This window comes from Vreelandella sedimenti, assembly GCF_013416325.1.
GTDB classification, from domain to species: Bacteria; Pseudomonadota; Gammaproteobacteria; order Pseudomonadales; family Halomonadaceae; genus Vreelandella; species Vreelandella sedimenti.
The window spans coordinates 1-25,952 of sequence record NZ_JACCGK010000004.1 but is presented as its reverse complement, the minus strand read 5'-3'; the positions used below and the strand labels follow the sequence as shown (position 1 = coordinate 25,952).

Genomic DNA, 25,952 nt, shown 5'->3' with positions numbered 1-25,952 from the left:
TTTAAACTTTTTGAATGAGTCGCATTAAACATTTAGCTACAGTAGCCTTGCCGAATGCTGCCCATTAATGCTGAGCTGTGTGAGGTTGCAGAAAACTTTCCTAGCGAGCGCTCTAAGCGAGCTAAATTCTTTTCCTGCCACTTTCCCGCCGCACGGAGGCGGCAGCGATCAAGGTCAATCAACCAAGGTGCGCCACTGGGGTCGATCAAAATATTACGCGCATTCAGGTCAACATGATCAAGCCCCGCTTGATGAAAGCGGTAAATCATAGCACCTACACGCTTTAACAACGCTTCATCCGCCAGATCGTTGGCGAGTAGCTCAGCGAATACTTTGGCGCCGGCAATGCGCACGGTAATCAACGCGGCTTCATACGTAAGCCCATAGCGGGTAACACAGCTTGCTACGGGGCGAGGTACCGGCAGCCCTTGCTCAAAAAGCTTGGCGGTTAAACGCAGTTCACTAAATGCCCGGGTGCGCTCAGCGCCAGTCCATAGGTAGCGCTTTTCACTGAGTTTGGCCGCCATGCCCCCCCGGCGATAGGGCCTTAATACCCACTGCTCGGTCGGCGTTGACTGTAAAAACAGACTACTGCCCCGGCCTGGTGCTTCGCCCACAATTAATCCGCGCTCACGCCAATAATCGCGCGTGAATAAGTCTGGTTCAATTTGGTGTGTTCCCGGCGCGTCACATAAACTGTCTACATCATGTAAAATCAGCCAATTTCTCTGCCGGAGTGCCGCTAAGCGCATGAAGCCCTCTCTGCCTGTTCAGCCTAACCACATTGCCATTTTGCGCCTCTCCGCCCTAGGAGATGTGTGCAATCTTGTGCCCACGGTGCGGGCGTTACAGCGCCAGTGGCCCGATGCGCGCATTACCTGGATTATCGGTAAGGGGGAGCACAGTCTACTGGCGGGGCTTTCCGGGGTCGAGTTCGTTGTTTACGACAAGTCGACCGGCATTGCCGGTATGCGTGCGTTATGGCGGCAGCTTGCCGATACGCGCTTCGATGTGCTGCTGCATATGCAGCAGGCCATTCGTGCCAGCGTGCTGTCGCTTGGTCTGAAGGCCGACGTACGCGTGGGCTATGACAAGGCGCGTGCCAAAGATGCTCAGCACTGGTTCACCCAGCATCAGCTTGCACCGCACCCTAATGCCCATGTGCTGGAGTCTTTTATGGATTTCGCACGGGTACTCGGAGTAAAGGACGACCATCTAGAGTGGGATTTACCTGTGCCCGATATGGCACGAAATGAAGCACGGGTGATCAGAGGTGAGTCGCCCTACCTTGTCATTAACCCGTGCAGCAACGTGCGCCTGCGTAATTTTCGTAATTGGTCGGTAGAGGGGTACGCGAGCGTGATTGAGCACGCTTGGGTGCAGCACGGTCTAAAAAGCGTATTGACCGGTGGCGGTAGTGCCCTGGAGCGTGAAATAGGCGAGCAAATTGAAGCGCTCTGCCAGCCAGCCAGTGTCATTAACGCCATTGGCGGCACCTCACTGAAAGGGGTTTTAGCGCTGATCGATCAAGCCCAAGCGGTGATAGCGCCGGATACCGGCCCGATCCATATGGCCAATGCCATGGGAACGCCGGCACTGGGTCTTTATGCATCGACCAACCCCCAGCGCGCCGCGCCCTATTTGTGGCGTGATTTTGCGGTCAACGCTTACCCTGACGCGGTACGTACTTATCTGCATAAGTCGGTAGACGAGGTGGGCTGGGGCCAACGGGTGCGTCACCCAAGCGCCATGATGCTAATTAAAGCAGACGACGTTATCGCTAAACTGGATACTCTGCTGGCGCATACTGCTTTGAATGCCAGCGCAGGGAGCACCGATGAAGATTGATTTAACCGCCTTAGAACATGCCCGTGTACTGGTGGTCGGCGATGTCATGCTTGACCGCTATTGGCATGGAGGTACCTCGCGGATTTCCCCCGAAGCGCCTGTGCCAGTAGTTCGGGTAGAAGATGTTGAAGACCGCCCAGGCGGAGCGGCCAATGTGGCGCTGAACATTACCTCCCTGGGCGGCCACGCGGTGCTGGCGGGCGTGATTGGAGACGATGACAACGCGCAGATACTACAAGCTAGTTTGACTGCCTCAGGTGTGAGTACTTACTTTCAGCGTAGCGCCGAGATACCCACGATTACCAAGCTGCGTGTGATGAGTCGTAACCAGCAGTTGCTGCGCCTTGATTTCGAGCAGCGTTTGGACAGTGTCGATACCAATATGCTGGTGACTCAGGTAGAAAAGGCGCTCCCCGGCTGCGACGTAGTGATCCTTTCCGACTATGGCAAAGGCACGTTGAACCAAGTAGAGAACCTGATAGCCAACGCAAGAGCCCAGGGCAAGCGGGTACTAATCGATCCGAAAGGGCAAGATTTCAGCAAATACCGTGGGGCGAGTTTAATCACCCCCAATCTGACTGAATTTGAAGCCGTGGTCGGCCCTTGCGCGACGGATGCGGAGCTATCTAACCGGGGCGAAGCGCTACGTGCTGAGTTGGAGCTGGAAGCGTTGCTGATTACTCGCAGCGAAAAAGGCATGACGCTGATTCGTGAAGGGCATGCGCCGCTACACCTACCCACCCGCGCTCAGGAAGTTTTCGATGTAACAGGGGCAGGCGATACCGTTATTGGCTTAATGGGGCTAGCGCTAGCGGCAGGCCACGCCTTTCCCGAAGCAATGATGCTGGCTAATTTGGGGGCAGGGCTGGTAGTGGCCAAACCGGGCACGGCCACGCTCTCGATCGCCGAGCTCTACACTGCCTTACACGGCGATAAGCTGGCTGAGTTTGGGGTGATTGAACCGAATGTATTGATCGAGGCGGTGCGTGCTGCCCAGCTACGCGGTGAACGGGTGGTCATGACCAACGGCTGCTTTGATATTTTGCATGCGGGCCACGTGGCTTACCTGGAGCAGGCCAAGCGCCTGGGTGACCGCTTAATCGTCGCGGTTAACGACGACGCCTCCATTGGTCGTCTGAAAGGGCCTAAGCGGCCTATTAATCCGCTTAACCGGCGTATGCAGGTGTTGGCGGGGTTAGGGGCTGTCGATTGGGTTGTGCCGTTCAGCGACGATACTCCTCAGGCACTGATCGAAGCGGTACTACCCGATATATTGGTCAAAGGCGGCGACTATCGTCCAGAAGATATCGCCGGGGGCGCGGCGGTTATGGCCAATGGTGGCGAGGTTAAAGTACTGGGCTTTGAAGATGGCGTTTCGACCTCGGCGATGATTAGCTCCATTCTAGATCGCGAGCGCTAATGGCTTTACCCACTTGGCCTCGGCTTGCCTACTCAGCGGCACTGTATGCGCTCTCACCGCTGATTGGCTGGCGCATCTGGCGTGAGCAAGTGCCCACTTACTCTCGCCTTCAACGGCTAGGGTTTCGCTTTCAGCCGCTTCCTCCAGCGCCACGTATTTGGCTGCACTGTGCCTCGGTGGGAGAAGTACGCGCTGCTCGACCACTGGTTGAGGGGATATTAGCGCGTTATCCAGCGCATAGCCTGCTGCTCACTACCATGACCGCGACGGGTGCTCAGCAGTCCCAAGCGCTTATTAGCGAGCAAACCCCAAGCGATCAAGCAAGGCTTACCCATCGCTTCCTGCCGTTGGATTTTCCCGGTGCTGCCAGACGCTTTGTACGCAGCGTTCAGCCCGAACTCGCGATCCTGTTTGAAACCGAGCTGTGGCCCAACCTGATCCACGCCTGCCGCCAGCAGGGTGTGCCGGTGGCAGTGGTGAATGGTCGCCTATCGCCCCGCGCCTTTAAGCGCTACCAACGCCTGCGCCCGCTAATGACCAGCACGCTCGCCGAGATTAGCTGGCTAGCGGCAAAATCACCGGCGGATGCCGAACGCTTTAATGCCCTTGGCTGCGGCACGGATATTACTCGTATCATTGGTTCGCTGAAATTTGAAATAGCTTGCCAAGATAAGGTGCTTAAAGAAAGTGAGTACTTACTTAAAGAATGGGAAGGGCGTCAGGTTTGGGTAGCGGGATCCACCCGAGACGGCGAAGAAGCGCTTCTGCTTAAAGCCCATCGTCAGCTACTTAAGCGCTATCCGAGCGCGTTGCTGGTGCTGGTGCCCCGGCACCCTCAGCGCTTTGAAGAGGTCGCTAAGCTTTGCCAAACAGAAAGCTGGACACTCAGCCGCCGCAGCCTACAGCAGCCTGCCACAAAGCAAACTCAGGTTTACCTGGGGGATACGCTCGGTGAACTGGCCATGCTGTATGCAGTAGGCTGTGTGGCCTTTGTGGGGGGCAGCCTAGTACCGTTGGGCGGGCACAATGTACTTGAACCGGCGGCGCTCGGCAGGCCGGTGCTTAGCGGCCCCTCAATTGAGAACTTCGCCGATGTGGCTGAACCGCTTCAAGCGGCAGGAGCGCTAACGCTAGTGGATAGCTCGGATGCCCTGGCAGGTGCCTTGGCGGACTACTTTGCTAACCCTGTGCGCGCCCAACAGGCTGGGCGCGCTGGCCGCGCGGTGATTGAGACGCAAAAAGGCGCACTTGATCGCACCCTGACAGGATTGGCGTCGTTACTGTCTCGTTAGCCAGTGCCTGTCTCGAAGAATCTTTATTTCAGCGCAATGCGCTCTACGCCATCTTCTTTGCCTAGCAGCAGCACATCAGCGCCGCGGGCGGCAAAAAGACCATTGGTCACAACACCGACGATAGCGTTGATGCGCGCCTCCATGGCTACCGGGTCTTCGATCATAAATCCAAAGCAGTCGATAATTTGATTACCATTGTCGGTGACTACTCCCTGGCGATAAACCGGCTCTGCACCAAGCGCTACCAGCTCGCGGGCGACATAGGAGCGGGCCATGGGGATGACTTCTACCGGTAGCGGAAAATGACCTAACTGAGGCACGTACTTTGAGCCATCAGCAATGCAGATAAAGCGTTCGGCACAGGCAGCCACGATTTTCTCGCGAGTAAGCGCAGCACCGCCGCCTTTAATCATATGTAAGTTAGCATTTACTTCGTCTGCGCCGTCGATGTAAAAAGGAACTGTACCAACGCTATTGAGCTCAAAAACTTCAATGCCCAGTTTCTCAAGGCGCTCGGCGCTCGCCTTGGAGCTCGCCACCGCGCCTTTAAAGTGATGGCGCAGAGGCCCCAGACGATCAATAAACAGGTTAGCCGTTGAGCCGGTGCCAATGCCTAAGATGGTATCCTTTTCCAACTGAGATTGAATTTCTGCAATGGCGGCGTCCGCCACAGCGGCCTTTAATTCATCCTGGTTCATAGCTTGGTTCATAAAAAGCCTTGTGGGTCAGAGGAGAGTTAGAGAAAAGAGGTAGTGGCGTTAGTATAACGACCTAAACGTTGCCTGCCGATGGAAACGCGGCTAGACGCCGCTATATGTAATCTGCTACCAATAAAAGCTTTGTCCGTTCACGTTCTTCCCTTGGGATACCCGCATGCTCGAAGCAACCGTCAAAAAGATCCTCCAAGCCCGCGTTTATGAAGCCGCTTGTGAGACCCCGATTTCCCCTGCACCCTTTTTGTCGCGTCGTTTCAACAACCAGATTTTGATTAAGCGCGAAGATCTACAGCCGGTGTTTTCGTTCAAAATCCGTGGCGCTTATAACAAAATGGCGCAGCTCACCCAGGATCAAAAAGATAAAGGCGTGATTGCCGCCTCCGCCGGTAACCATGCGCAAGGGCTGGCCATGGCCGCGAAGCTGATGGGTGTCAAAGCTGTCATTGTGATGCCGCGTATTACCCCCGATATCAAAGTGCAGGCGGTGCGCGCCCGAGGCGCCAAGGTCATCCTCAAAGGGGATGCCTTCGCCGCCGCAGCCGAGCATGCTCAAGAGCTGATCAAAGAGCACGGTTACACCTATATTCCGCCGTTTGATGATATTGATGTGGTGGCCGGACAAGGCACCATCGGCGTGGAAATTCTACGCCAACACGCTGGGCGCTTAGACGCCATCTTTGTGCCGGTTGGTGGCGGTGGTTTGATCGCCGGTGTCGCGGCCTATGTGAAGTACCTGCGCCCGGATATCAAAGTAATCGGTGTCGAAGCCGAAGACAGCGCCTGCCTCAAAGCCGCCTTAGAGGCGGGGGAGCGTGTGGTGCTCGAGCAAGTGGGCGTATTCGCCGAAGGCGTCGCGGTCGCACAAATTGGCGAGGTGCCGTTTTCGCTAGTCAAGGATCTGATTGATGGCGTTATCACCGTCAATACCGATGAAATGTGTGCGGCGGTGAAAGATATTTTTGAAGATACCCGTGCAGTGGCGGAAACCTCTGGTGCGCTCTCGCTGGCAGGGCTAAAAAAATACGTGCAGCAGACCGGTGCCGAAGGCGAGACGCTGCTGTGCATTAACTCAGGCGCCAATACCAATTTTGATCGCCTACAGCACATTGCCGAGCGCACGGAGCTAGGCGAGCAGCGTGAAGCGATCCTGGCGGTGACCATTGCCGAGAAACCCGGCAGCTTTAAGAAGTTTTGCCGCACGCTAGGCAAGCGCATGGTGACCGAGTTTAGCTATCGCTACGCTGACAGCAGTGAAGCGCATATCTATGTAGGCGTGCAGGTTAAGCCTGGTGGTGAAGATCGACAGGCAGTGATCGACAAGCTGCGTGAGAGTGGCTATCAAGTCGAAGACTTGACCGACAACGAGCTGGCGAAACTGCATATTCGTCACCTAAGTGGTGGACGCCCCAGCGAACGTTTCGAAGAAGAAGTATACCGTTTTGAGTTCCCCGAGCGCCCCGGTGCGCTGATGAACTTTTTGACGCAGTTGCCACATGACTGGAACATCTCGCTGTTTCACTATCGCAACCATGGTGCTGCCTACGGCCGCGTGTTGGTGGGAATGCAAGTCCCAAACGGTGATCGTACCCATGTAGCGGAGTACTTAGACGCCATCGGCTACCGTTATTGGCGTGAAAGCGATAATCCGGCCTTCCGACTATTTATGGCTTAGCGCTGCCCTGCGAAAGCATAAGGTGTGAGTAAATAGTTGTGTGTAAGTGGTTGCTTACCTTTAACGTCAGAGCTGCTAGTAACGTAACGTAACTTAATCCTCAGAAATGAGGCTAAAAAAGGTCGCTAAACTAGTTGTCAACGGAGGCCTAATAGCCCTATAGTCGTGAGCGAAATTAAGCAAATCGGCCACCCTTTTAAAACACTAAAGTGTGGTGGATTTAGCACATTCGGCAACGGTAAAGGTGTTGGAGAAGCGGCATGCGGCGGAAGAAGCCTGATATGGTAATGGCGTTGATGGTGGTATTTGCATTAGGAGTGCTGGCTACCGGCTATGCGCAGGCGTTGTCGGGAAGTTAATCCCCGCAAGGTAACAAATAGCAGACGAAAGAGGCTGATCCTTTATTGGGTCGGCCTTTTTTGCGGCGATTTATTGGCGGCGTACGCAGCCTTGGTTACTGACGACTACCTGTAAAGGCACATCCCATGGTTCCACAGGCAGAGAAGCCACCTGTTGGCAGGCATGGGCGACACCAATCAAGGTCGGCGATGGGCCGGGCCGATGCATGAACGCTAAGCTGCGGTCGTAAAATCCGCCCCCCATGCCCATGCGGTTTGCATTAGCATCAAATCCGACTAGCGGCACAATCAACGTATCTAGCGCCCAAGTGGGCAGCCGATTACGCCGTTGGGCGCTGAATCTCACGTCAGGCTCCCAAATACCAAAACGGTTTTTTATCATTGGGGTGTCAGGACGGTAGGCAACAAACCACAGGCGGTTAGCGCTAAACGGACGTAAAACCGGGAGATAAATATTGACGTTACGCTGACGTAGCCAGGGAATAAGCGGGGTAGGATCGATTTCGCCGTTGACAGGCAGATAAAGACTTAAGCGCCGTGCGCGGCGTATTTCAGGCAGGGTTTTCAATCGTTGGCACAAGCGCTGTGCCGCAAGGCGTTGCTCATGCTCAGAAAGGGCTCGGCGTTGGTGACGTAAAGAGCGGCGGAGCGCGCGCTTATCGTCGTCCAGATAGAGGCTTTCCATGCAGATATTCTCTTATCCCCTATATTTTCGCATAGCCTATATTTTGGGTGTTCTCCAGAGTGCCGCTGTCATTCTGGCCCTGAACCTACTGGTTCAGGTGGGTGGCCGCAGCCAGACCGTCAGGCTTTCCGACGCACGGACATGCACACGGGCCTGGCTAGCATTTGGCCCCCTGGGTATTACGCATAGGCTCGAGGGACTATAACGACTGGCGTACACCCCAGAGAACCCCGCCATCCTAACAGAGCGACGGCTAATGCCAAAGGTCTGGGTTAAACGTTCGCCGAGTCTTTAGATCGTTGACAGTGCTTTTAGGTAAAGCCTAAGACTGGCGCGTTTTGGCTAATGCCCGCTCAAGGCGCTCATTTAAACGGTTCAGGCTCTCTTCACCGGCACGGTGCTCATCCATGGCTTCAAGAAGCTCGTGGGTGATATTGAGGGCCGCCATGATCGCCACACGCTCACTCCCCAGCACGCTGCTTTGGGCATTGATACCCTGCATGGCGCGGTCTAAGTAGCGCGCGGCGCGATCAAGTTTGGCTTCTTCGCCCGTGTCGCAGGCAATGATATAGCCGCGCCCTAATAGGGTTATTTCTTTGGTTGGCCGCTTGGCGTTGCTCATCAAAGACTCCAGCACGGGCCAGCAAGGGGCCCAATGCGTTAACATCACAGCATAGGAAGATAGGTGCCACTCACTATAAGAGAGGCGCTTGTGCGCGGTCAACGCGCGGGCGAGTGCTTCTCGCACCATTGCCGCCGCCCTATCCCCCACACGCCCAGTAAATACGAGGTTATTAAATACTATGTCATTGATTGATGAGCGTCAGGACTTCTCTGATGTCGCAGATGTGTTTCTTCTCCATGGCAGTATGCAGTCACCGGCTTTCTTGGATGGCCGCTTATGTGCGCTGCTGGCGTTACGCGATGTGAATGCAGAGGCTTGGTTGGACGAAGTCTGCCAGAGCCTTGGCGTTGAGCAGCCCCGGGATCAGGCAAGTGCCGAGCGGCTATTAGGCTGGCGGCGGCAAACCGTGGAGGCGCTGAGCGCCAGCGACCTGGACTATACCCCACTGCTACCCGACGAGCTGTTCTCCCTGGGCGAGCAGGCGCAGGGTCTTAAAGAGTGGACGCTGGGCTTTATTGAGGTGATCGATGAAGTGGCCGACAACGAGCTGCGCGAGCGTTGGTCTCAGGCGCTCCGTGAGGCGATTGATGACTTGGAGGCGCTGGGTCGGATAGATACCGATATCGACGATAGCCCCGAAAACGAAAACGATCTGTTTGCGCTTACCGAGCATGCCCGCATGGCCGCTATGCTGCTGTATACCGAGCAGCACCCAGGTATGCCGCAAGTCGAGCAAACTGACGCACCCGTTCACTAATCCCGTTGCCTAGATAGGAGCCGCTATGCTGTCCGACCCTGTGTTGCCTACGTTGTTACCTCGACCCCCTGCGATCAGCATGGGCGAGTACCGCCACCGCCGTGACGCCTTAATGGCCCAACTGCCGGATAACGCAGCGGTGGTGCTCCCCGGTGCCGGACTGATGACCCGCTCCCGGGACAGCGAATTTGCCTTCCGCCAGAACAGCGATTTTTACTACCTGACAGGCATACGTGAACCGGATGCGCTGCTGTTGCTGCTACCAGGGCGCGCTGAAGGTAAAAGCGTGGTGTTCTGTCAGGATCGCGACCCTACGATGGAAGCCTGGACAGGGCGCCGTTTGGGTGCCGAAGGCGTGGTCGCTGAATACGGCATCGATCAGGCGTTTGAAAACGCAGTACGCGATGAACGGCTGCCTGAATTGTTGGCAGGTCGTGAGCTACTTTATCTGCCGCTAGACAATGCTGAAGCTGTCAGCATGGCTGAAGATGCTTTACATGAAGCCCAGGCCGGGCTTAGACGTGGTCGGCCGCCGCTAAAAGGGTGGCTGGATATCAGCCCGTTGATTCACGCGATGCGGCTAATCAAAAGTGACGCTGAAATTGCCCTGCTCAGACATGCGGCACTGATATCTGCCCATGCTCACCGGCGCGCCATGCAGGTGGCGCGCCCCGGGCTGAGCGAGTTTCAGCTCCAGGCAGAGTTAGAGCATGAGTTTGTCTGGCATGGGGCCAGTGGTCCTGCCTACAGTACGATTGTGGGTAGCGGTGCCAACGCCTGCGTACTGCACTATATTGAAAACTGCGCACCGCTATGTGAAGACGGCTTGGTGCTGATCGATGCAGGTGCCGAGTTTGAGTTATATGCTGGTGATATCACCCGCACATTCCCGGTGTCCGGGCGGTTCAATGATGCCCAGCGGTCGCTCTACCAAGTGGTGCTCAACGCCCAGCAGCGCGCTGTGAGTGCCGTCCAGCCGGGTGCCACCCTTGCTGATATCCACCAGGGCGTGGTGCATGACTTAACTGCCGGGCTGATTGAGCTTGGCCTGCTGGAAGGCGATGTTCAGGCGCGCATCGACGACGAGAGTTATCGACGTTTTTACCTGCACTCAACGTCACATTGGTTGGGGCTGGATGTGCACGATGTTGGCACTTACCGGTTGGATGAGCAAACACCTCGGCCACTGGTTGCAGGTATGGTGCTCACCGTGGAGCCTGGCCTGTATATTCCTAGTGAAGACGATATTCCTGACGCCTATCAGGGTATTGGTATTCGTATTGAGGACAATGTGGTCGTCACTAACGAAGGTCATGAAGTACTGACCGCAGACGTGCCTAAACAGGTCGTTGAAATCGAAGCATTGATGGCTAAAAAGTAACCAGTCATCAATGCCTACAACAGTCTTTATGTAAATTACGTTACGAAATTATTGTTACCTCTTTATGAGTCGGCGTCGTGGTCGGGAGAAGCCAATGCAGCAGTCTAATCAGGCGGTTAAGGGAGCGCTGACGCATGACATTGTGATTGTGGGCGGGGGGCTGGTAGGCGCCAGTTTAGGGTGCGCCCTGGCGCCGCTGATTGAACGCTATGGCTGGCGTGTGGCGATCATTGAGTCGGCGCCTATGGTTGTTCAGCCACAGGAAACGACCTGGCAGCCCAGTTTTGATGCCCGGGCAAGTGCGATTGCAGAAGGTTCAGCCCAGCGCTTCCAGCAGTTGGGGGTGTGGGAAGCGATGCGTGATGAGGCCACGCCTATCAAGCGCATTCACATCAGTGAGCGCGGCCGCTTAGGAGCGACACGGCTGAGCGCTGACGAGCTGGGCGTCGCCGCGCTGGGCCATGTAATCCCCAATGCGTGGATGGGACGTGTGCTGCACCAACGGCTTGCCCAACTGCCGCTGGAGTGGCACTGCCCGGCGAAGGTTGAGCAACTGACTCCCGTGGCTAATGGGCATGACCTGCATCTCTCAGACGGTAGTCAGTTGAAGGCAGGACTGACGGTATTGGCAGATGGGGGACGCTCTGGTCTTAAAGAGCAGTTAGGTATTTGCAGCCGCCATGAATCTTACCAGCAGACGGCGCTGATCGCCCACGTGGGGGTAAGCCAGCCCCATCTTGGCGTCGCTTATGAGCGCTTTACCTCCCAAGGCCCAATGGCGCTGTTGCCGCTCCCCGGCCAGGCCATGGAGCTAATCTGGACGCACCCCAGTGGTAGCGAACAAGCGCGTATGGCGCTCCCCGAGCGTGAATTTCTGCTGCAACTTCAGCGTGCGTTTGGCGACCGAGTGGGTCGCTTTACCCGGGTAGGCACCCGACACACCTATCCGCTTTCACTGGTCACCGCTGAAGAACCGGTGCGTCCAGGACTGGCGGTATTGGGTAACGCTGCTCATGCCTTGCACCCGGTCGCGGGGCAGGGGTTCAACTTAGCCCTGCGTGGGGTAATGGATCTTGTCGAGGCGCTGGAGCAGGGTGAGCAGGCAAAGCGGCCGTTGGGCGATATGATCACGCTGCAAGCCTTTGAAAAGCAGCGCTCCCGAGACCGCGCCAATGTGATTCGCTTTAGCGACGGTCTGGTGCGGCTGTTTGGGCTCTCCTTCCCGCTGTTGCCCCATGCCCGCGCAGCGGGGTTAATTGGCCTGAATCTGGTTGGGCCGCTGCGGCGAGGGCTGGCTCGCCGCGCCATGGGCTTAGAACGTTAAGCTTATACATCCTAGGCTATGAACAAGGGAACGCTATGCATACGGACTCATCCATTGCGAAGCCGTCGGTGGAAAGCTTTGAGGCGATTATTGTTGGCGGAGGTATGGTCGGCACCGCGCTCTGCGCGCTGTTAGCCCAGGCGGGCATGCAGGTAGCGCTTGTTGAGGCAAAGCCCGCGCCGTTAAGCCTAGAGAATGCCAACAGCAAGTTGCCAGCCCCGCGGGTTAGCGCATTAACGCCGGTCTCTCAGCGTTTGCTAACCCAGTTGGGCGCTTGGCCCGCGATGCAGAAAACCCGGGTAACGCCCTACCAAGGCATGCAGGTATGGGATGCCGAAGGGAGTGGCGAAATTGCCTTCTCCGCCGACGAGGCGGGTGTCGCGGTGCTGGGCCATATTGTTGAGAACACCGTCACGCTGGCAGCGCTCAATAGTCAGGTCGTTGACCATTCCAATGTCACCACATTTTTTGGAGCTCGCTTACAGGCGCTGCAGCGCGCAAGCTCATATCCTTCAAAGCAAGCCTCAAGTGGCGACTGGCTGATACTTGACAATGGGCGACAGCTACACTCGCCATTAATCATAGCCGCAGATGGTGCCCACTCGGTGCTGCGCGAAATGGCCGGTATTGAGGTGGCCAGCGACGATATGCAGCAGGAGGCCATGGTAACCACCGTTACGTGCGCCAAGCCCCATGGTGGCGCGGCGCGACAAGCGTTTATTGATGGCCATCCGCTGGCATTTTTGCCGTTAACCGTGGAAGGGAATGACCATTACTGCTCAATCGTATGGTCGACCACGCCGGAGCACGCCGCTGAGCTTAGTGAGTTGCCCCGCGAAGCACTTGGGGAGGCGCTGGGGAGAGCATTTGGCCATCGCCTAGGTGAGGTAACGGTCTGCGATAAGGCCCACCGCTTTCCGTTAGTGCAGCGCCATGCCCGTCACTATGTGCAGCCGCATTTCGCACTGGTGGGGGACGCTGCCCACAGCATTCATCCGCTGGCGGGCCAAGGCGTCAATTTAGGCCTTATGGATGCGGCGGTCTTGGCAGAAGAGGTGGTGCATGCCTGGCAGCGCGGTGCGCCCTGGGGAGAGTTAAGCACCTTGAGTCGCTATGAGCGCCGGCGGCGCTTTGATAACAGCGCCATGCTGGGGCTCATGAAGGGGTTTAAAGTACTGTTCGGAAGCCACGACCCGGCGTTGACGCTGGCGCGTAACCTGGGAATGAGCGGCATGAACCAGTTGGTGCCATTAAAGCGGGTATTGATGCGACAGGCGACTGGGGAACGCGGCCGCCTGCCGCTGACTTGCCGTTAAATCAGATTGCCGTTAACGCCGCTGACGGTCAACTACGTTGAGTGCTTTAAGCAGATTAAGCGCCTCGCTGAGTTGGTAATCATCGAGTAGCCGCTCGGCCATCTCCTGGCGATCCCGAGGCGCCTGCTGAGCGCTTAGGTGGCCCTCGAGGTCGGCTTCGCGAATCTCCCGGCGGCTCTCGGCAACTTCCAAGCGACCACGCACGACGTCTACATCGGGCTCAATACCTTGGGCCTGAATAGAGCGTCCGTTGGGGGTGTAGTAAAGCGCCGTGGTGAGTTTGAGCCCTTCACCATTGCCGAGTGGCATAATCTGCTGCACTGATCCCTTACCAAAACTATCGGTGCCCATAATCACGCCGCGCCGCTGATCCTGCAGCGCACCGGCGACGATTTCCGCCGCTGACGCACTGCCGCCATTGATCAATACGACCAGCGGCACATCGCCAGCGGGAGTGTTAGGTGAGGCGGAGAACGACATCTCGGTATCCGAGAGGCGCCCCTCGGTATACACGATCAAGCCTTCATCCAGGAACAGGTCGGCGATGCCGACGGCGGCCTGTAGCACCCCACCGGGGTTATTACGTAAATCGAGTACCAAGCCTTCTAAAGGTTGTTCGCGATCCATAAGCTCAAGCGCTTCACGCGCCTGTTCCGGTGTGCGTGACTGGAACTGACTAACGCGCAGGTAGCCATAACCTGGCTCGAGCAGTTCATGTTTAACGCTTTCGCTGCGAATAACCTCGCGGGTCAGAATAAATTCCCGCGGCGAATCTTCGCCTGAACGCAGCACGCTAATGCGTAGATCGGTGCCCGGCTCGCCGCGCATCAGGGTAACGGCCTCTTGCAGCGACATGCTGTCGGTGGGTGTACCATCAATGGCGACGATGATATCGCGAGAAAGGAGCCCCGCGCGGGAAGCGGGGGTGTCGTCGATAGGCGTAATCACCATGAGTTGGCCATTCTCGGTGCCCACCTCGATACCGATGCCACCAAATTCGCCCTGAGTCGACTCGCGCAGGCTCTGATACTCCTCCTCATCCAAGTAGGCGGAGTGGGGGTCTAGCTCGCTCAGCATGCCGCGCATAGCGTTGCGTAGCAGCGTACTGTCATCGACCTCCTCAACGTAGGCACGCTTAATGCGTTCAAACACCTCGGCGAAGGTCTGAATATCTTCCAGGGGTAGTTGGTCGTAGGATGGCTCATCTACCGCACCACTACCGGCTGGTTGGGCGAGCAGCGGTAGCGGGGCCGACAGTAAAGCAATCGGGAGCAGGGTAGCCAAGAAGCGCTTGGCGGGGGCTGATACCCCGGTAACTGATAGCGTCATGCAGACTCCGCAGGGCGATAGGTGGCGCCATAGCGCGCCACCTTGTCATTGAAAATGTTTAGTAGAAAGTGAACATTAAGATATCAATAGTTATGCAGCTTATCCCGTCAGCGACGCGCAATCCAACGCTGCGGATTAATTGGTTCCCCCCCGCGGCGAACTTCGAAGTAGAGCGCCGCGCGGGTTTGGCCACCGCTATCACCTACGCGACCAATTTCATCACCGCGACTGACCTGCTGGCCAGGCCTGACGCTGAACTGCTGCAGGTGGGCATGCAGCGTCATGATCTGGTCACCGTGGTCGATAATCAATAAGTTCCCAAACCCCCGCATCCAGTCAGCGAATACCACCCGGCCAGTGTGTACGGCAGTGACCGGGGTGCCCGCGCTGGCCTGAATCACAATACCGTTATAGTGCACGCCGTCGCGATAGTGAAAATTGCTACTGATTGAACCCTGTACCGGCCAAGGCAAGTCACCTTGGGTGCTTACAATATTCGTAGTGGGCGTGGGTTCAGCAAGTTTTGCCATCTCCGCTTGGATATTGCGCAGTACCCTCTCGGCTTCTTCGCGGCTCTGATTGAGGTCGGCCAGCCGCTCCTCTTCGCTGCCGTAGCGGTCATCCAGGTTGGACACAACGCCTCGCCGTTCGGTGGTGCGCTGGGCTAGCAGCGCGCTTTGCTCTTCTAACTCGTCGGCCAGCGTATCGAGGCGGGCCTGCCGCTCGCTTAGCTCCTTCTGAGTATCGGCGAGCGCCGTATCGAGGCGGGCGATAGCATTTAAGCGGCGATTGCGTGCTTCGGTCAGCCGATTCATATACGCCTGCATACGATCAAGCTCGGACGGGTCGCCCTGGTTAAGCAGCAGCTTGAGCTGCGGCGTTGGACCAAGGCGGTAAAGTGCTGAGAGCTGCTGGCCCAAGGCTGCATATTGATCGGCACGCTCGCTCTCCAGTCGGTCACGATGTTGACGGAGCTGGGTAGTTTCATCATTCAGCTGGCGGCGCTCAGCTTGTAGAGTGTCTAAGCGCTGATGAGTCTCGGCAAGCTTGGTTTCGACTTCCTTGAGCTCGCGTTCGGCGCTATCGCGGGCCTCGCCAGTGGCGCTGAGGCGTTGGGCAACGGACTCGATCTCTTGGCCAATCGCATCCAACTGCCGGCGCGCCGCACTTTCATCCTGCTGGGCGAAGCCTGCTGGCGCATAACTTATCGCCAGCAGGAGGGTCATTGCCAAATAGCGCCAAATAAACATTACTTGAAATGAATCAGTGCGTTACCCGTCATCGCCTCGGGCTGTTTCTGATCCATCATGGTCAACAGCGTGGGGGCCAGGTCGCATAGTTTGCCCTCCTCAAGCGAGGCTGGGCGCTTGCCAACGTAAATAAGCGGTACCACAAAGGTGGTGTGAGCGGTTTGTGGTGCACCCGTTTCGGGATGAACCATCTGTTCGGCATTACCGTGGTCGGCGGTAATTAAGCAGGCGCCGCCTGCACGCTCGATGGCTTCAACGACACGACCCACGCAGGTATCGACGGTTTCAATGGCTTTTACTGCCGCATTAAAGTCGCCGGTGTGGCCGACCATATCGCCGTTGGCGTAGTTACAAACGATCAGGTCGAAGCTGCCGCCGTCAATGGCTTCGACAAGCTTATCGGTAATCTCAAAGGCGCTCATTTCAGGCTTTTCGTCGTAGGTGCGCACATCACGGGGAGAGGGCACCAGGATGCGCTCTTCGCCTTCGTACTCGGCTTCGTTACCGCCTGAAAAGAAGAACGTCACGTGGGGATACTTTTCGGTTTCGGCAATACGCAGTTGTTTCAAGCCACGCTTGGCGACGACCTCCCCCAGAGTGTCATTAAGATCCGATGGCGGGAAGGCGGCAGGCGCAGTAATGTCAGCGGCGTACTGGGTCATCATTACCAACCCTTTACCTGCAAGCTTAGGGCATGCCCGCCGCTCGAAGCCGTTGAAATCCGGCTCGGCAAAGGCGCGAGTTAACTCACGGGCGCGGTCGGAGCGGAAGTTAAGGAAAATCGCTGCATCACCATCCTGCAAAGTAACTGCATTTTCTTTGGGACCGTCTTTGAGCGGTATGCTGCTAGCCGATACGAATTCGTCGGTTTCACCGCGCTGGTAGGCGTCACGCAGAGCGGTTTCAGCGCTGGTGGCGTAGTACTCCGCTTGGCCATCGGTAAGCAGACGGTAGGCCTGCTCGACACGCTCCCAGCGGTTGTCGCGATCCATGGCGTAGAAACGGCCAATAATCGAGGCTACAAAGCCATTATCAGCGCCCACCAGCTCGGCCAGACGAGCATTGGCGCGCTCTATCGAGGCCAACGCACTTTGCGGTGGCATGTCGCGTCCATCTAGAAAGGCATGAATAAAGATACGCTGAGCCCCACGGCGTGCCGCAAGTTCGGCCATGGCAATAAAGTGGTCTTCATGGCTGTGGACGCCGCCGGGGGAGAGCAGGCCAATCAAGTGTACCGGCCGGCCATTGGCGACAGCCTCGTCAATCGGCTGGGTGAGGTTGTCATTAACATCCAGGTCGCCGTCTTCAATCGCCTTGCTGATACGGGTAAAGTCCTGATAAACGATACGTCCGGCACCAATATTCATATGGCCGACTTCAGAGTTGCCCATCTGACCTTCGGGGAGCCCCACGTTAAGGCCATCGGTGTGAACGAAGGCGTGAGGGCGGCTTTCCCACAGCTTATCCATCGTCGGCGTATGGGCAGCGGCCACCGCATTATGGTCGCTCTCAGGGTTGTGGCCGTAGCCGTCAAGAATAATCAGCGCCACGGGGCGCGGGGTGCGAGAAGTATCCATAAAAAAACCTCGTTAAGATTGGCAAGCCGAACGACTCGAAAATTCGGGGTCGCGACAGGCGCACGCTTGGGGCATCATAACGCAGGCAACTGCCAGGCGTCATGATGTAGGAGCCTGCCCGGCTTAGCACTGATCTACTGCGAATTGTACTTCTCGCGACGATCGGCCAAGCCGGGCAGCCTTCGGGCCTGCGCGGGAAGCTATCTGACGTGTATACTTGTCGCGTTTTGGCAGCGGTTAGGCCGCTTTTTTCTGCATAGACCAAGAGATTGTGTTCGCGATGATCGATCAGGTGTTCGAATTCGTACAGAACCACCCCCTGCTCGTTGGGGCATTTTTGCTGGTGCTACTAGCGTGGATTATTTATGAAACGCGCAGTGCCTCCACGAATGCACTGACTGCCTCGCAGGCCACTCAGCTTATCAACCGCGAAGACGCGGTGGTGCTGGATATCCGTGAAAACAAAGACTTCAAAGCCGGGCATATCGCGGGGGCGCGCAACATTCCGCAGAGCAGCCTCGATAGCCGCATGAGCGAACTGGATAAAGTAAAAGCCCAGCCGATCATCGTGGTATGCAAGCACGGTCAGAGTTCTGGCGCCGCACAGGCCAAGCTCACCAAAGCCGGCTTTGAGCGTGCTTACAAGTTGAGAGGCGGTATGGCGCAGTGGCAAGGCGATGGCCTTCCGGTGGTTAAAAAGTAAGCAACGCTACCTTTATTTAATGAACAATCAGGAGTTTTCTCATGGCGGAAGATAACAACACCCCGCAGGCTGGTGCCGCGGCGGACGAAAAACCGCAGCTCAAATTCTCGCTGCAGCGTATTTATGTAAAAGATATTTCGTTTGAAGCGCCCAATTCACCTTCGGTGTTTAAGCAGGCGTTCAAACCTAAGGTGAACCTGGATCTTAATACCACCAGCACTAAAATTGCTGATGACCAGTATGAAGTGGTGGTCAAAGTCACTGCCCAGGTGAACGACAACGAAACCGGTACCACCTCTTTCCTAGCGGAAGTGGAGCAAGCGGGCCTTTTCCGTATTGCCGGTATTGAAGGTGCGCAGTTGGATCAAACCTTAGGTGCCTTCTGCCCTAACCTGCTGTTCCCCTACGCCCGCGAGTGCGTGGATAACCTGGTCAACCGTGGTGGTTTCCCGCCACTGATGCTGGCACCGGTTAACTTCGAGGCGATGTACGCCCAGCGTAAGCAGCGCGAAGCTAAGCAAGCCGCCGAAAACACTCACTAAGCGATGCCAAAAGCCATGTCAGAAACGCACGCCGCTGATTGGTACGCCCTGCATGGCAAAATGCCACGTCTCTATGTGCCTGCTGCTTTCGTAGCAGGCAGAGAACTTGCATTGCCTGATGGCCCGGCGCGCCACATCACCCGCGTGTTGCGCATGGGCGAAGGTGCACCGTTGGTGCTATTTGACGGCCAAGGTCTTGAGGCAGGGGTGCGCTTGGCGGACGTTAGCCGCAAGCAGACACTCGCGCGAGTCGAAGCGGTATGGTCGGGCAGTGGTGAATCGCCGCTGCCCGTCCATTTAGGCCAGGCCATCTCTAAAGGCGACCGAATGGATTATGCCATTCAGAAGGCCGTCGAGTTGGGCGTTGCGGCGATTACTCCGCTGTATACCGAGCGCGGTGACGTCCGCTTAAAGGGCGACCGTGAAGATAAAAAGCTAGCCCACTGGCAGGCAGTGGCGGCCAGCGCCTGCGAGCAGAGTGGCCGTGCGGTGGTGCCCCAAGTGCATTCACCGATGCCGTTATCAGCATGGCTTGAAGAGCGCCAGGAGCCGCTGCGCTTGATGCTGCATCTAGCGACTGGCAATGCGTTTGATCGCCAAGACCGTCCAGCTGCGGTAGCGCTGCTTATCGGCCCTGAAGGCGGTTTGAGCGAGAGTGATATAGCCGCTGCCCAAACCGCTGACTTTACGCCACTGACTCTCGGCCCACGGGTTTTGCGTACAGAGACGGCACCGGTGGTGGCACTTTCACTGCTGCAGCACTACTTTGGTGATTTGTAAGTGCTTACTATCAATCAAGGCCTTATCAAACTGCTTTTTCCCTTCGTTCGCTTGCCCCTGAACTCTTTGTCTCTGATTCCGGCCCATTTCGATATGCCTGCTGAAGACCCTTAAGTACGATGGGTTTAAGCATCGGCATTGGTTCACCCGATAGACCACTGATCACCAGCAAGCGGTGTTGTCGGCCGCGCGCATAGCCCAGCCAGCAGGGCAGCCATATCGGCGTCGGGGTGCTATCCAGCACTTGAATTCGCCAATGGCGCGGTGTCCCTATGCGTTCCCATAGCCACAGCCGGTTTAGTGCTTCTGGCGTTGGCGGTAAACCATTATCAATGTTAAGTGCAGAGCTGGGTTCTTCGACTTGGGTGGGTAGTTCGGTACCCACTAATAGCAGTGCACGACGCATTTCCTTAGTACACAGTAGCCAAGCCCCCGGCGTGCCATTAGGCAGCCCAAGTGCGGCCGCCCAGAGGCTGACCCAAGCAGGCTCGCATGCCGCCGCACCCAGGCGCTGTAAGCGCCGTTTAGCAGTATCTTCTTCAATCTGCCGCGCAAGTGTTAAGCGTTCAGCCATTCGCCCAGCCCTGCAGCAGCGCTAGCATGCCCAGCATGAGACAAAACCACGCGAATAGGCCAATACAGCGACGGCGCGTCAACCGTGCCTCTTGACCAATCACTTGCGCGTTATCGGCTCTAGCGGCCAATACGGCCTGCATATCCGGCGCAGCTTCGGCCATCATCACATCGCTTAGCTGATCCTGGCTGGGGGCGGGCGCTGTTAGGCTAACGAGATAGCCAACGCTCATCGAAACCGCTACCCCCACCGTGTTGTTATACAGCCATGAGATATCAAGGAGCGCAGAGACTGCCCACACGGAGAACATGCCGGTAATCAGCCCAGCCATCGCTCCTCGTGCATTGGAGCGGTGGCTGAAAATTGCTAGTAAGAAGGTACCCAGTAGCGCCCCGTAAAACCATGAGCCGATTTGGTTGACCGCCTCGATAACAGGGCCAAGATTACCCGCGAAGAAAGCAAACAGGGTGGCATAAAGCCCCCAGAAAATGGTGGCCATGCGTGATGCTTTCAGATAATGAGCATCGCTGGCATTAGGTTTGATATAGCGACTATAAAAATCCCGCACGGTTACCGCCGAAAGCGAGTTGAGCGCCGAGTCGAGGCTCGACATCGCCGCGGCAAACACCCCGGCAATGACTAGTCCCGCCATGCCTGAGGGAAAGGCACTGACGACATAGCGGGGCAGCAGCTCATTGAGATCCTCGGGGGGCGTTAGTCCATGCTGCTGGTAATAGGTTGCCAAAATGACGCCAATAAATAGAAACAGCAGCATCTGCGGAATCAGCAGGTAGCCGCCGATCAGCAGTGAGCGCTGAGCATCGAGTACTGATGGGCTGGAGAGCACTCGCTGGATTTGGCTCTGGTCGGTGCCGAAGTAGGCCACATGGAGGAAAAAACCGCCGAGTAAGCCCGCCCATAGCGAGTAAGTCACGCTGGGGTCGAAGGACAAATCGATGGCGTTGAACATGCCGCTGGCCGCGCCGAAGTCGAAGACATCGCCCCAACCGCCAGGCAGGCTGGTCACTAAAAAGAAGATGCTTAACAGGGCGCCAAGCCAGAGCACGAACATTTGCACCACATCGGTCCAAATTACCGCGCTGATACCGCCCATCACGGTATAACTGATAGCCAGTACCGCCATAATGATAATGGTGAGGTTCACGCTCCAGCCGGTCACCACCGCAAGCACTAGTGCTGGCGCATAGAGCACCACGCCAGTGGCTAGGCCGCGGGCAATTAGAAACAGCAGGGCGGTAAGGGTTCGCGTCGCTGGGCCGAAACGGCGCTCCAGGAGTTCGTAGATACTGTAGATGCCCGCACGGTGGAAAATAGGTACCAGCACCAAAATCAATACGATCATAGCCAAGGGCACATTGATAAACGTCACCAAGCGTTCAAGGCCGCCCTCGAAGCCCCAGCCAGGTGCTCCGATAAAAGTGATGGCACTGGCTTGGGTCGCCATGACCGAAAGACCAATGGCCCAGCCGGGAATTTTGCGACCGCCTAGAAAATAATCCTCGGGGTTATGCTGATCTTTACTAAATCGTGAACCAATCCAGGCGATTAAGCTGATGTAACCAATCAAAACTACCGTATCAAAAAGCGTGAACCCTTCCATGTTCGCTCCCCTACGCCTAATTTTGTCTAGTCTTTTGATAGTAGCAGGTTGTGGAGTGTTTGCTTTTTCAGACGGCAGGCATGCTTGCAACCACTAAAAAATGCTATCTCGCTTTGCCCTGTGTGTGTCAGGCACCATAATGTTGGTCTATTTTCTTGAAGGACGACACCCATGGTGCGTGAGTCACACTCATCCCCCCGATCCGCCAGCGATGCAGCCGCCCAGTTGGGAGAAGTAGCGTACCTAACGGTCACGGCCGTCAATAACATCGGCGCGTTTTTGCAATGGGGGCAGCCGAAAGATGTGTTGCTACCGTTTAGCGAGCAGCACTTTCGCCCTGACCCCGGCAAACGTGTACTGGTCATGCTGTATAGCGACGACCAGGGGCGGCCAGTGGCGTCGATGAAACTGGATCGTTTTTTGACCGACGACGCCTGGGCCTTGGAAAAGGGCGACGAAGTCGCCGTCGTAGTGGCGGAGCGTACTGATCTGGGTATGAAGGTGGTGGTGAATCATCGCTACTGGGGGCTTATTTTTCAGGACGACGTTACTCAGCCATTGCGCCGTGGCCAATCAGTCAAGGGCTATGTAAAACAGCGCCGTGAAGATGGCCGCCTAAATATCTCGCTGCTACCGCCAGGTGCCGCTCGTTTGGATGTGGTGGGCGATAAGATACTGCAGGCATTGCGTGAAAGCGGCGGCTATTTGGCGCTGGGGGATAAAAGCCCTGCCCATGAAGTTAAAGCACGCTTAGGGGTAAGTAAAAGCGCCTATAAACAGGCCATTGGGCGACTTTATAAGCAGCAGTTGATCACCCTGGAGCCTGACGCTATTCGTTTAGTGCCTGGCGCGCTCAGCGAGTAGTTAGCTGGGGCAGTTGGAGCCTAGCGAGCAGTACGGCATACTGAGCGTCAATTGTTCATGTTTGGATAGTGCCCCCGATGAGCCAATCAAATCTGCATCTCGGCGTTGTGATGGATCCCATCAGTGACATCGCTTACAAGAAAGACACCACCATGGCCATGCTATGGGCTGCCCAGGAGCGCGGCTATACCCTGCATTATATGGAGCAGGAAGACCTTTTCTTGAATGCAGGGCAAGCCTACGCACGTATGCGGCCGTTAACGGTGCATCGTGATCCGAGCCACTGGTACGACCTGGGCGAACCCTCTGCGCGTCCAATGGTTGAGCTGGATGTGGTGCTGATGCGTAAAGACCCGCCCGTCGATGCCGATTTCACTAACGCCGTGCATTTATTAGGTTTTGCTGAGCGCGAGGGGGTACTGGTGGTTAACCCCACGGCAGCGCTGTTGCAGTGTAATGAAAAGCTGTTTGCGCAACAGTTCCCACAGTGCTGCGCGCCGACGCTTGTGGCCAGCCGCGATGATGTACTGCGCGCCTTTCATGCGGAGCACGGCGATGTAATCTTCAAGCCTCTGGATGGCATGGGCGGTACCGGTATTTTTCATATTGGCCCGGAAGGCCGTAATATCGGCGCGGTCATTGAGCAACTTACCTTGCGCGGGCAGCGGCAAATTATGGCCCAGCGCTACCTGCCAGAAATTAAGGATGGCGATACACGTATTCTGTTAGTCGATGGTGAACCCGTTCCCTTTGGGCTGGCGCGGATACCCTCGGCGGGCGAGACTCGTGGCAATCTAGCTGCCGGTGGACGGGGTGTGAGCCGCGAGCTCACTGATCGCGATCGCTGGCTAATTCAGCAGGTGCAGCCCATGATTCGTGATAAGGGCTTAATGTTTGTCGGCCTCGATGTCATCGGTGACTATATTACTGAAATCAACGTCACCAGCCCCACCTGTGTGCGTGAAATTGATGATCAGCGGGGCACCAATATTGCCGGTTTACTGCTGGATGCCGTCGAGCGCCGCTTAGCCTAGCCACGGCTTCACTCTTATAATGACACTTATACGCTATGCCTGCTGAGATGCCAGCAGGCAGTGGGAGACGCATGCAAAGTTTGAAACATTACTTTCTAATGGCTATGCCGCATTTAGAAGATCCTAATTTTGCCGGTAGTCTGATTTATCTTTGCGATCACGATAACAACGGCTGCATGGGGGTGATTACTAACCGACCGTTAGAGATCACGCTTGAGGCGCTGTTTGATCAGCTGGAATTAGGCGGTGAAACAAGTCCACACCGTAATGCGCCGGTTTATTATGGCGGGCCGATGCATAAAGACCGTGGCTTCATTCTGCATGTTGGCGATAGTCAGCAGTGGGACTCGAGTATACAGGTGGAGGATGGCATTGCGCTGACCACCTCGTTGGATATTCTTCAGGCCTTTGCTGCTGGTGAGGGGCCCGAGCACTTTTTAGTCTGCTTAGGTTGCGCGGGCTGGGAAGTTGGGCAACTGGAAGAGGAACTGAAGGAGAACAGCTGGCTAACGGTTGAAGCCGAGAGTAGCGTGCTCTTCAACACTCCACCCGTTGAACGTTTAACTGCGGCGGCGGGTTTACTCGGTATCGATCTTAACCTAATGACACGAGACGCGGGGCACGCCTGATGGCCGAAGCGGGGCAGCGCTTAATCCTGGCCTTTGACTACGGCACTCGGCGTATCGGTGTGGCGGTGGGCAATGAGCTGCTGCACAGCGCTCGGGAGCTCACACCGCTGACGGCAAGGGATGGAATCCCCGATTGGAATGTCGTGTCACGGCTACTTAACGAGTGGCAACCGGATCTGTTAGTGGTGGGATTACCGCTGAATATGGACGGTAGCGAGTCAGATATGAGCATTCGCGCTCGCAAGTTCGGTAATCGTTTGCATGGCCGTTTTGGTAAACCGTGTGAAATGGTCGACGAGCGTGGCACTACGCGAGAAGCCAAGCTAATCGCTCGCGAGGCGGGCCATAAAGGCAACTATCGCCAAGATAGTGTCGATGGCATTGCGGCTATTCTTATTCTTGAGGGCTGGTTCGCCCACCAGGAAGGCTTGCCTGGCGGGCGTCTTTCTCTATAAGTCCTACCTTTAAATTCCTACCCTTAAACGTTTGCGCTTTAACGATCCAACGTGCCCGTTTGGGTTGGTACGTACCAGCGCACGGGGTGTAGCTCTTTTTCGATTAGTGCATCGACATTCAGCAGTGTCGCGAAAATCGCCATTCGCATGGGGATACCGTTATCGGTTTGGCGGAAAATCGCCAGACGTGGGTCGCCGTTAAGGTCTACGTTTAAATCATTCGCGCCGGGGCGGCTATCCCTGGGAAGCGGGTGCATCACAATGGTGCTTTGGCTGCAGCGGTGATCGAGAAAGTCGCGGTTAACCATAAAGTCGTCAGAGAGCCCCTGGAAACTCTCATTCATCTCGTCGGTAAAGCGCTCCTTCTGAATCCGCGTGGTGTACACCACATCTAAATCTGCAAAATCACTAGCGAGTGAATCGCGCTGCTCAATGTGGTGGCCGCGAGAGGCTACTAAGTCAATCAGCTTGGAAGGCATCTCAAGGCCCGGCGGTGACACCAGGGTAATGCGCAGGGGGCCATAGAGTGATAAAAGCTTAATCAGTGAATGTACGGTACGGCCGTACTTCAAGTCGCCGGTGAGTAATATGTGCGCACCTGTCAGCGATTTACCCAGGCGCTGAAACTCTTTATCAATTGTATAAAGGTCAAGTAGTGCTTGGCTAGGGTGCTCCCCGGGGCCGTCGCCGCCATTAATCACCGGTACATTCGTCGCCGCGGCAAACTCAGCCACCGAGCCCTGGTCGGGGTGGCGCATTACAATGGCGTCGCAGTAGCCACTCATTACACGGCTGGTGTCATATAGTGACTCTCCTTTCGCCATAGAGGAGAAAGTGAAGCCCGTGGTGTCACACACACTGCCACCCAAACGGCAAAAGGCAGCATTAAAGCTTACCCGCGTACGCGTGCTGGCTTCAAAAAACAGGTTGCCGAGTACCGCCCCTTCCAACACTCGTGTCACTTGGCGCCGTTGAGCAATCGGCTCCATGCGAGCAGCCACACGCAGTAAATGATCAACGCTTTCACGGTTTAATGAGTCGACTGTTAGCAGATGGTGGCTCATGGCGGACCTCAGCAAGGTGGTAGATGAGCCTAGTGTAACCGCCAATGAGGGTACCGCCGAAGGGGTTTTATCCACTCAATATGACGAATTTGTAATTTTTCTACAAAAGCCCTTGCCAACCCGGCAGCGAACCCG

Annotated in this window: 25 protein-coding genes and 1 other RNA gene; 15 read left to right on the top strand and 11 right to left on the bottom strand. The window is 56.3% G+C overall.

Annotation, left to right across the window (positions count from 1 at the left end; all coding sequences use genetic code 11):
* Positions 1 to 32: 32 nt before the first annotated feature.
* A complete protein-coding gene (locus HZU72_RS05030; protein WP_180090826.1) occupies positions 33 to 752 on the bottom strand; it encodes a 3-deoxy-D-manno-octulosonic acid kinase in 720 nt (239 codons plus the stop codon).
* Between HZU72_RS05030 and HZU72_RS05025 the strand changes: the two genes are divergently transcribed.
* The 3 genes from HZU72_RS05025 to waaA are packed head-to-tail and all read left to right on the top strand — an operon-like array spanning position 751 to position 4,560.
* On the top strand, positions 751 to 1,848 hold the full coding sequence (locus tag HZU72_RS05025; RefSeq protein WP_180090825.1) for a glycosyltransferase family 9 protein: 1,098 nt from the start codon (positions 751 to 753) through the stop codon (positions 1,846 to 1,848). The two genes, HZU72_RS05030 and HZU72_RS05025, sit on opposite strands and share 2 nt — an antisense overlap.
* A complete protein-coding gene (hldE, locus tag HZU72_RS05020; RefSeq protein ID WP_180090824.1) occupies positions 1,838 to 3,268 on the top strand; it encodes a bifunctional D-glycero-beta-D-manno-heptose-7-phosphate kinase/D-glycero-beta-D-manno-heptose 1-phosphate adenylyltransferase HldE in 1,431 nt (476 codons plus the stop codon). The genes HZU72_RS05025 and hldE overlap by 11 nt, the downstream gene beginning before the upstream one ends.
* Complete coding sequence (gene waaA / locus HZU72_RS05015) at positions 3,268 to 4,560, top strand: lipid IV(A) 3-deoxy-D-manno-octulosonic acid transferase (RefSeq protein WP_180090823.1); 1,293 nt, start codon at positions 3,268 to 3,270, stop codon at positions 4,558 to 4,560. Before hldE ends, waaA begins: the two co-directional genes overlap by 1 nt.
* Positions 4,561 to 4,583: 23 nt before the next feature.
* Here waaA and rpiA read toward each other — a convergent pair whose 3' ends face one another.
* Entirely contained in the window at positions 4,584 to 5,258 is a 675-nt protein-coding gene (gene rpiA, locus HZU72_RS05010; RefSeq protein ID WP_180090822.1) for a ribose-5-phosphate isomerase RpiA, read from the bottom strand.
* A gap of 175 nt (positions 5,259 to 5,433) precedes the next feature.
* On the opposite strand from rpiA, the gene ilvA reads away from it, so the two are divergent.
* Positions 5,434 to 6,948 carry a threonine ammonia-lyase, biosynthetic gene (gene ilvA / locus HZU72_RS05005; RefSeq protein WP_180090821.1) on the top strand — a complete coding sequence of 505 codons (1,515 nt, stop codon included), beginning with the start codon at positions 5,434 to 5,436 and terminating at the stop codon, positions 6,946 to 6,948.
* 429 nt (positions 6,949 to 7,377) lie between these two features.
* Here ilvA and HZU72_RS05000 read toward each other — a convergent pair whose 3' ends face one another.
* The 3 genes from HZU72_RS05000 to HZU72_RS04990 form a co-directional block, all read right to left on the bottom strand.
* A complete protein-coding gene (locus tag HZU72_RS05000; protein ID WP_180090820.1) occupies positions 7,378 to 7,992 on the bottom strand; it encodes a 5-formyltetrahydrofolate cyclo-ligase in 615 nt (204 codons plus the stop codon).
* Positions 7,993 to 8,039: 47 nt separating this feature from the next.
* Positions 8,040 to 8,222, bottom strand: a non-coding RNA gene (ssrS, locus tag HZU72_RS04995) — 6S RNA.
* 92 nt (positions 8,223 to 8,314) lie between these two features.
* Positions 8,315 to 8,614 (bottom strand): cell division protein ZapA, encoded by a 300-nt coding sequence (locus tag HZU72_RS04990; RefSeq protein WP_180090819.1) that lies wholly within the window; start codon positions 8,612 to 8,614, stop codon positions 8,315 to 8,317.
* Between the two features lie 181 nt (positions 8,615 to 8,795).
* Here HZU72_RS04990 and HZU72_RS04985 point away from each other — a divergent pair, with 181 nt between their 5' ends.
* The 4 genes from HZU72_RS04985 (at position 8,796) to HZU72_RS04970 (ending at position 13,395) form a co-directional block, all read left to right on the top strand.
* Entirely contained in the window at positions 8,796 to 9,374 is a 579-nt protein-coding gene (locus HZU72_RS04985; protein WP_180090818.1) for a UPF0149 family protein, read from the top strand.
* A 40-nt stretch (positions 9,375 to 9,414) separates the two neighbouring features.
* Positions 9,415 to 10,755 carry a Xaa-Pro aminopeptidase gene (pepP, locus tag HZU72_RS04980; protein WP_180091024.1) on the top strand — a complete coding sequence of 447 codons (1,341 nt, stop codon included), beginning with the start codon at positions 9,415 to 9,417 and terminating at the stop codon, positions 10,753 to 10,755.
* 94 nt (positions 10,756 to 10,849) lie between these two features.
* Positions 10,850 to 12,079, top strand: coding sequence for a 2-octaprenyl-6-methoxyphenyl hydroxylase (gene ubiH / locus HZU72_RS04975; protein ID WP_180090817.1), 1,230 nt, complete (start codon positions 10,850 to 10,852; stop codon positions 12,077 to 12,079).
* 35 nt (positions 12,080 to 12,114) lie between these two features.
* On the top strand, positions 12,115 to 13,395 hold the full coding sequence (locus HZU72_RS04970; RefSeq protein WP_180090816.1) for a UbiH/UbiF/VisC/COQ6 family ubiquinone biosynthesis hydroxylase: 1,281 nt from the start codon (positions 12,115 to 12,117) through the stop codon (positions 13,393 to 13,395).
* Between the two features lie 12 nt (positions 13,396 to 13,407).
* Here the strand turns inward: HZU72_RS04970 and HZU72_RS04965 are convergent, their stop codons facing one another.
* From HZU72_RS04965 to gpmI, 3 genes are all read right to left on the bottom strand, one after another.
* Positions 13,408 to 14,724, bottom strand: coding sequence for a S41 family peptidase (locus HZU72_RS04965; protein WP_180090815.1), 1,317 nt, complete (start codon positions 14,722 to 14,724; stop codon positions 13,408 to 13,410).
* 107 nt (positions 14,725 to 14,831) lie between these two features.
* Entirely contained in the window at positions 14,832 to 15,950 is a 1,119-nt protein-coding gene (locus HZU72_RS04960; protein WP_235975992.1) for a murein hydrolase activator EnvC family protein, read from the bottom strand.
* Between the two features lie 23 nt (positions 15,951 to 15,973).
* Positions 15,974 to 17,551, bottom strand: a complete 1,578-nt coding sequence (gene gpmI, locus HZU72_RS04955) for a 2,3-bisphosphoglycerate-independent phosphoglycerate mutase (protein ID WP_180090813.1) — start codon at positions 17,549 to 17,551, stop codon at positions 15,974 to 15,976.
* Between the two features lie 280 nt (positions 17,552 to 17,831).
* On the opposite strand from gpmI, the gene HZU72_RS04950 reads away from it, so the two are divergent.
* The 3 genes from HZU72_RS04950 to HZU72_RS04940 are packed head-to-tail and all read left to right on the top strand — an operon-like array spanning position 17,832 to position 19,576.
* A complete protein-coding gene (locus HZU72_RS04950) occupies positions 17,832 to 18,254 on the top strand; it encodes a rhodanese-like domain-containing protein (protein WP_180090812.1) in 423 nt (140 codons plus the stop codon).
* 41 nt (positions 18,255 to 18,295) lie between these two features.
* Positions 18,296 to 18,796 (top strand): protein-export chaperone SecB, encoded by a 501-nt coding sequence (gene secB, locus HZU72_RS04945; RefSeq protein WP_027958471.1) that lies wholly within the window; start codon positions 18,296 to 18,298, stop codon positions 18,794 to 18,796.
* Between the two features lie 15 nt (positions 18,797 to 18,811).
* Entirely contained in the window at positions 18,812 to 19,576 is a 765-nt protein-coding gene (locus HZU72_RS04940) for a 16S rRNA (uracil(1498)-N(3))-methyltransferase (protein WP_371829535.1), read from the top strand.
* A 25-nt stretch (positions 19,577 to 19,601) separates the two neighbouring features.
* Here the strand turns inward: HZU72_RS04940 and HZU72_RS04935 are convergent, their stop codons facing one another.
* A complete protein-coding gene (locus HZU72_RS04935; RefSeq protein WP_180090810.1) occupies positions 19,602 to 20,150 on the bottom strand; it encodes a hypothetical protein in 549 nt (182 codons plus the stop codon).
* Complete coding sequence (locus HZU72_RS04930; RefSeq protein WP_180090809.1) at positions 20,143 to 21,771, bottom strand: sodium:solute symporter family protein; 1,629 nt, start codon at positions 21,769 to 21,771, stop codon at positions 20,143 to 20,145. Before HZU72_RS04930 ends, HZU72_RS04935 begins: the two co-directional genes overlap by 8 nt.
* Before the next feature lie 171 nt (positions 21,772 to 21,942).
* On the opposite strand from HZU72_RS04930, the gene HZU72_RS04925 reads away from it, so the two are divergent.
* The 4 genes from HZU72_RS04925 (at position 21,943) to ruvX (ending at position 24,753) form a co-directional block, all read left to right on the top strand.
* The gene (locus tag HZU72_RS04925) at positions 21,943 to 22,635 is read left to right on the top strand and encodes a CvfB family protein (protein ID WP_180090808.1); all 693 of its coding nucleotides are present in this window, start codon (positions 21,943 to 21,945) and stop codon (positions 22,633 to 22,635) included.
* A gap of 77 nt (positions 22,636 to 22,712) precedes the next feature.
* A complete protein-coding gene (gene gshB / locus HZU72_RS04920) occupies positions 22,713 to 23,669 on the top strand; it encodes a glutathione synthase (protein WP_180090807.1) in 957 nt (318 codons plus the stop codon).
* A 71-nt stretch (positions 23,670 to 23,740) separates the two neighbouring features.
* Positions 23,741 to 24,298 carry a YqgE/AlgH family protein gene (locus tag HZU72_RS04915; protein ID WP_180090806.1) on the top strand — a complete coding sequence of 186 codons (558 nt, stop codon included), beginning with the start codon at positions 23,741 to 23,743 and terminating at the stop codon, positions 24,296 to 24,298.
* The gene (gene ruvX / locus HZU72_RS04910; RefSeq protein ID WP_180090805.1) at positions 24,298 to 24,753 is read left to right on the top strand and encodes a Holliday junction resolvase RuvX; all 456 of its coding nucleotides are present in this window, start codon (positions 24,298 to 24,300) and stop codon (positions 24,751 to 24,753) included. The genes HZU72_RS04915 and ruvX overlap by 1 nt, the downstream gene beginning before the upstream one ends.
* A 38-nt stretch (positions 24,754 to 24,791) precedes the next feature.
* Here ruvX and pyrB read toward each other — a convergent pair whose 3' ends face one another.
* The gene (pyrB, locus tag HZU72_RS04905) at positions 24,792 to 25,817 is read right to left on the bottom strand and encodes an aspartate carbamoyltransferase (protein ID WP_180090804.1); all 1,026 of its coding nucleotides are present in this window, start codon (positions 25,815 to 25,817) and stop codon (positions 24,792 to 24,794) included.
* Between the last annotated feature and the right edge of the window lie 135 nt (positions 25,818 to 25,952).

Bases quoted from the DNA above. Each gene is read 5' to 3' on its own strand.
- HZU72_RS05025 (WP_180090825.1), top strand. From the start codon at position 751: ATGAAGCCCTCTCTGCCTGTTCAGCCTAACCACATTGCCATTTTGCGC.
- HZU72_RS05030 (WP_180090826.1), bottom strand. From the start codon at position 752: ATGCGCTTAGCGGCACTCCGGCAGAGAAATTGGCTGATTTTACATGAT.
- hldE (WP_180090824.1), top strand. From the start codon at position 1,838: ATGAAGATTGATTTAACCGCCTTAGAACATGCCCGTGTACTGGTGGTC.
- waaA (WP_180090823.1), top strand. From the start codon at position 3,268: ATGGCTTTACCCACTTGGCCTCGGCTTGCCTACTCAGCGGCACTGTAT.
- rpiA (WP_180090822.1), bottom strand. From the start codon at position 5,258: ATGAACCAGGATGAATTAAAGGCCGCTGTGGCGGACGCCGCCATTGCA.
- ilvA (WP_180090821.1), top strand. From the start codon at position 5,434: ATGCTCGAAGCAACCGTCAAAAAGATCCTCCAAGCCCGCGTTTATGAA.
- HZU72_RS05000 (WP_180090820.1), bottom strand. From the start codon at position 7,992: ATGGAAAGCCTCTATCTGGACGACGATAAGCGCGCGCTCCGCCGCTCT.
- HZU72_RS04990 (WP_180090819.1), bottom strand. From the start codon at position 8,614: ATGAGCAACGCCAAGCGGCCAACCAAAGAAATAACCCTATTAGGGCGC.
- HZU72_RS04985 (WP_180090818.1), top strand. From the start codon at position 8,796: ATGTCATTGATTGATGAGCGTCAGGACTTCTCTGATGTCGCAGATGTG.
- ubiH (WP_180090817.1), top strand. From the start codon at position 10,850: ATGCAGCAGTCTAATCAGGCGGTTAAGGGAGCGCTGACGCATGACATT.
- HZU72_RS04970 (WP_180090816.1), top strand. From the start codon at position 12,115: ATGCATACGGACTCATCCATTGCGAAGCCGTCGGTGGAAAGCTTTGAG.
- HZU72_RS04965 (WP_180090815.1), bottom strand. From the start codon at position 14,724: ATGACGCTATCAGTTACCGGGGTATCAGCCCCCGCCAAGCGCTTCTTG.
- HZU72_RS04960 (WP_235975992.1), bottom strand. From the start codon at position 15,950: ATGACCCTCCTGCTGGCGATAAGTTATGCGCCAGCAGGCTTCGCCCAG.
- gpmI (WP_180090813.1), bottom strand. From the start codon at position 17,551: ATGGATACTTCTCGCACCCCGCGCCCCGTGGCGCTGATTATTCTTGAC.
- HZU72_RS04950 (WP_180090812.1), top strand. From the start codon at position 17,832: ATGATCGATCAGGTGTTCGAATTCGTACAGAACCACCCCCTGCTCGTT.
- secB (WP_027958471.1), top strand. From the start codon at position 18,296: ATGGCGGAAGATAACAACACCCCGCAGGCTGGTGCCGCGGCGGACGAA.
- HZU72_RS04940 (WP_371829535.1), top strand. From the start codon at position 18,812: ATGTCAGAAACGCACGCCGCTGATTGGTACGCCCTGCATGGCAAAATG.
- HZU72_RS04935 (WP_180090810.1), bottom strand. From the start codon at position 20,150: ATGGCTGAACGCTTAACACTTGCGCGGCAGATTGAAGAAGATACTGCT.
- HZU72_RS04930 (WP_180090809.1), bottom strand. From the start codon at position 21,771: ATGGAAGGGTTCACGCTTTTTGATACGGTAGTTTTGATTGGTTACATC.
- HZU72_RS04925 (WP_180090808.1), top strand. From the start codon at position 21,943: ATGGTGCGTGAGTCACACTCATCCCCCCGATCCGCCAGCGATGCAGCC.
- gshB (WP_180090807.1), top strand. From the start codon at position 22,713: ATGAGCCAATCAAATCTGCATCTCGGCGTTGTGATGGATCCCATCAGT.
- HZU72_RS04915 (WP_180090806.1), top strand. From the start codon at position 23,741: ATGCAAAGTTTGAAACATTACTTTCTAATGGCTATGCCGCATTTAGAA.
- ruvX (WP_180090805.1), top strand. From the start codon at position 24,298: ATGGCCGAAGCGGGGCAGCGCTTAATCCTGGCCTTTGACTACGGCACT.
- pyrB (WP_180090804.1), bottom strand. From the start codon at position 25,817: ATGAGCCACCATCTGCTAACAGTCGACTCATTAAACCGTGAAAGCGTT.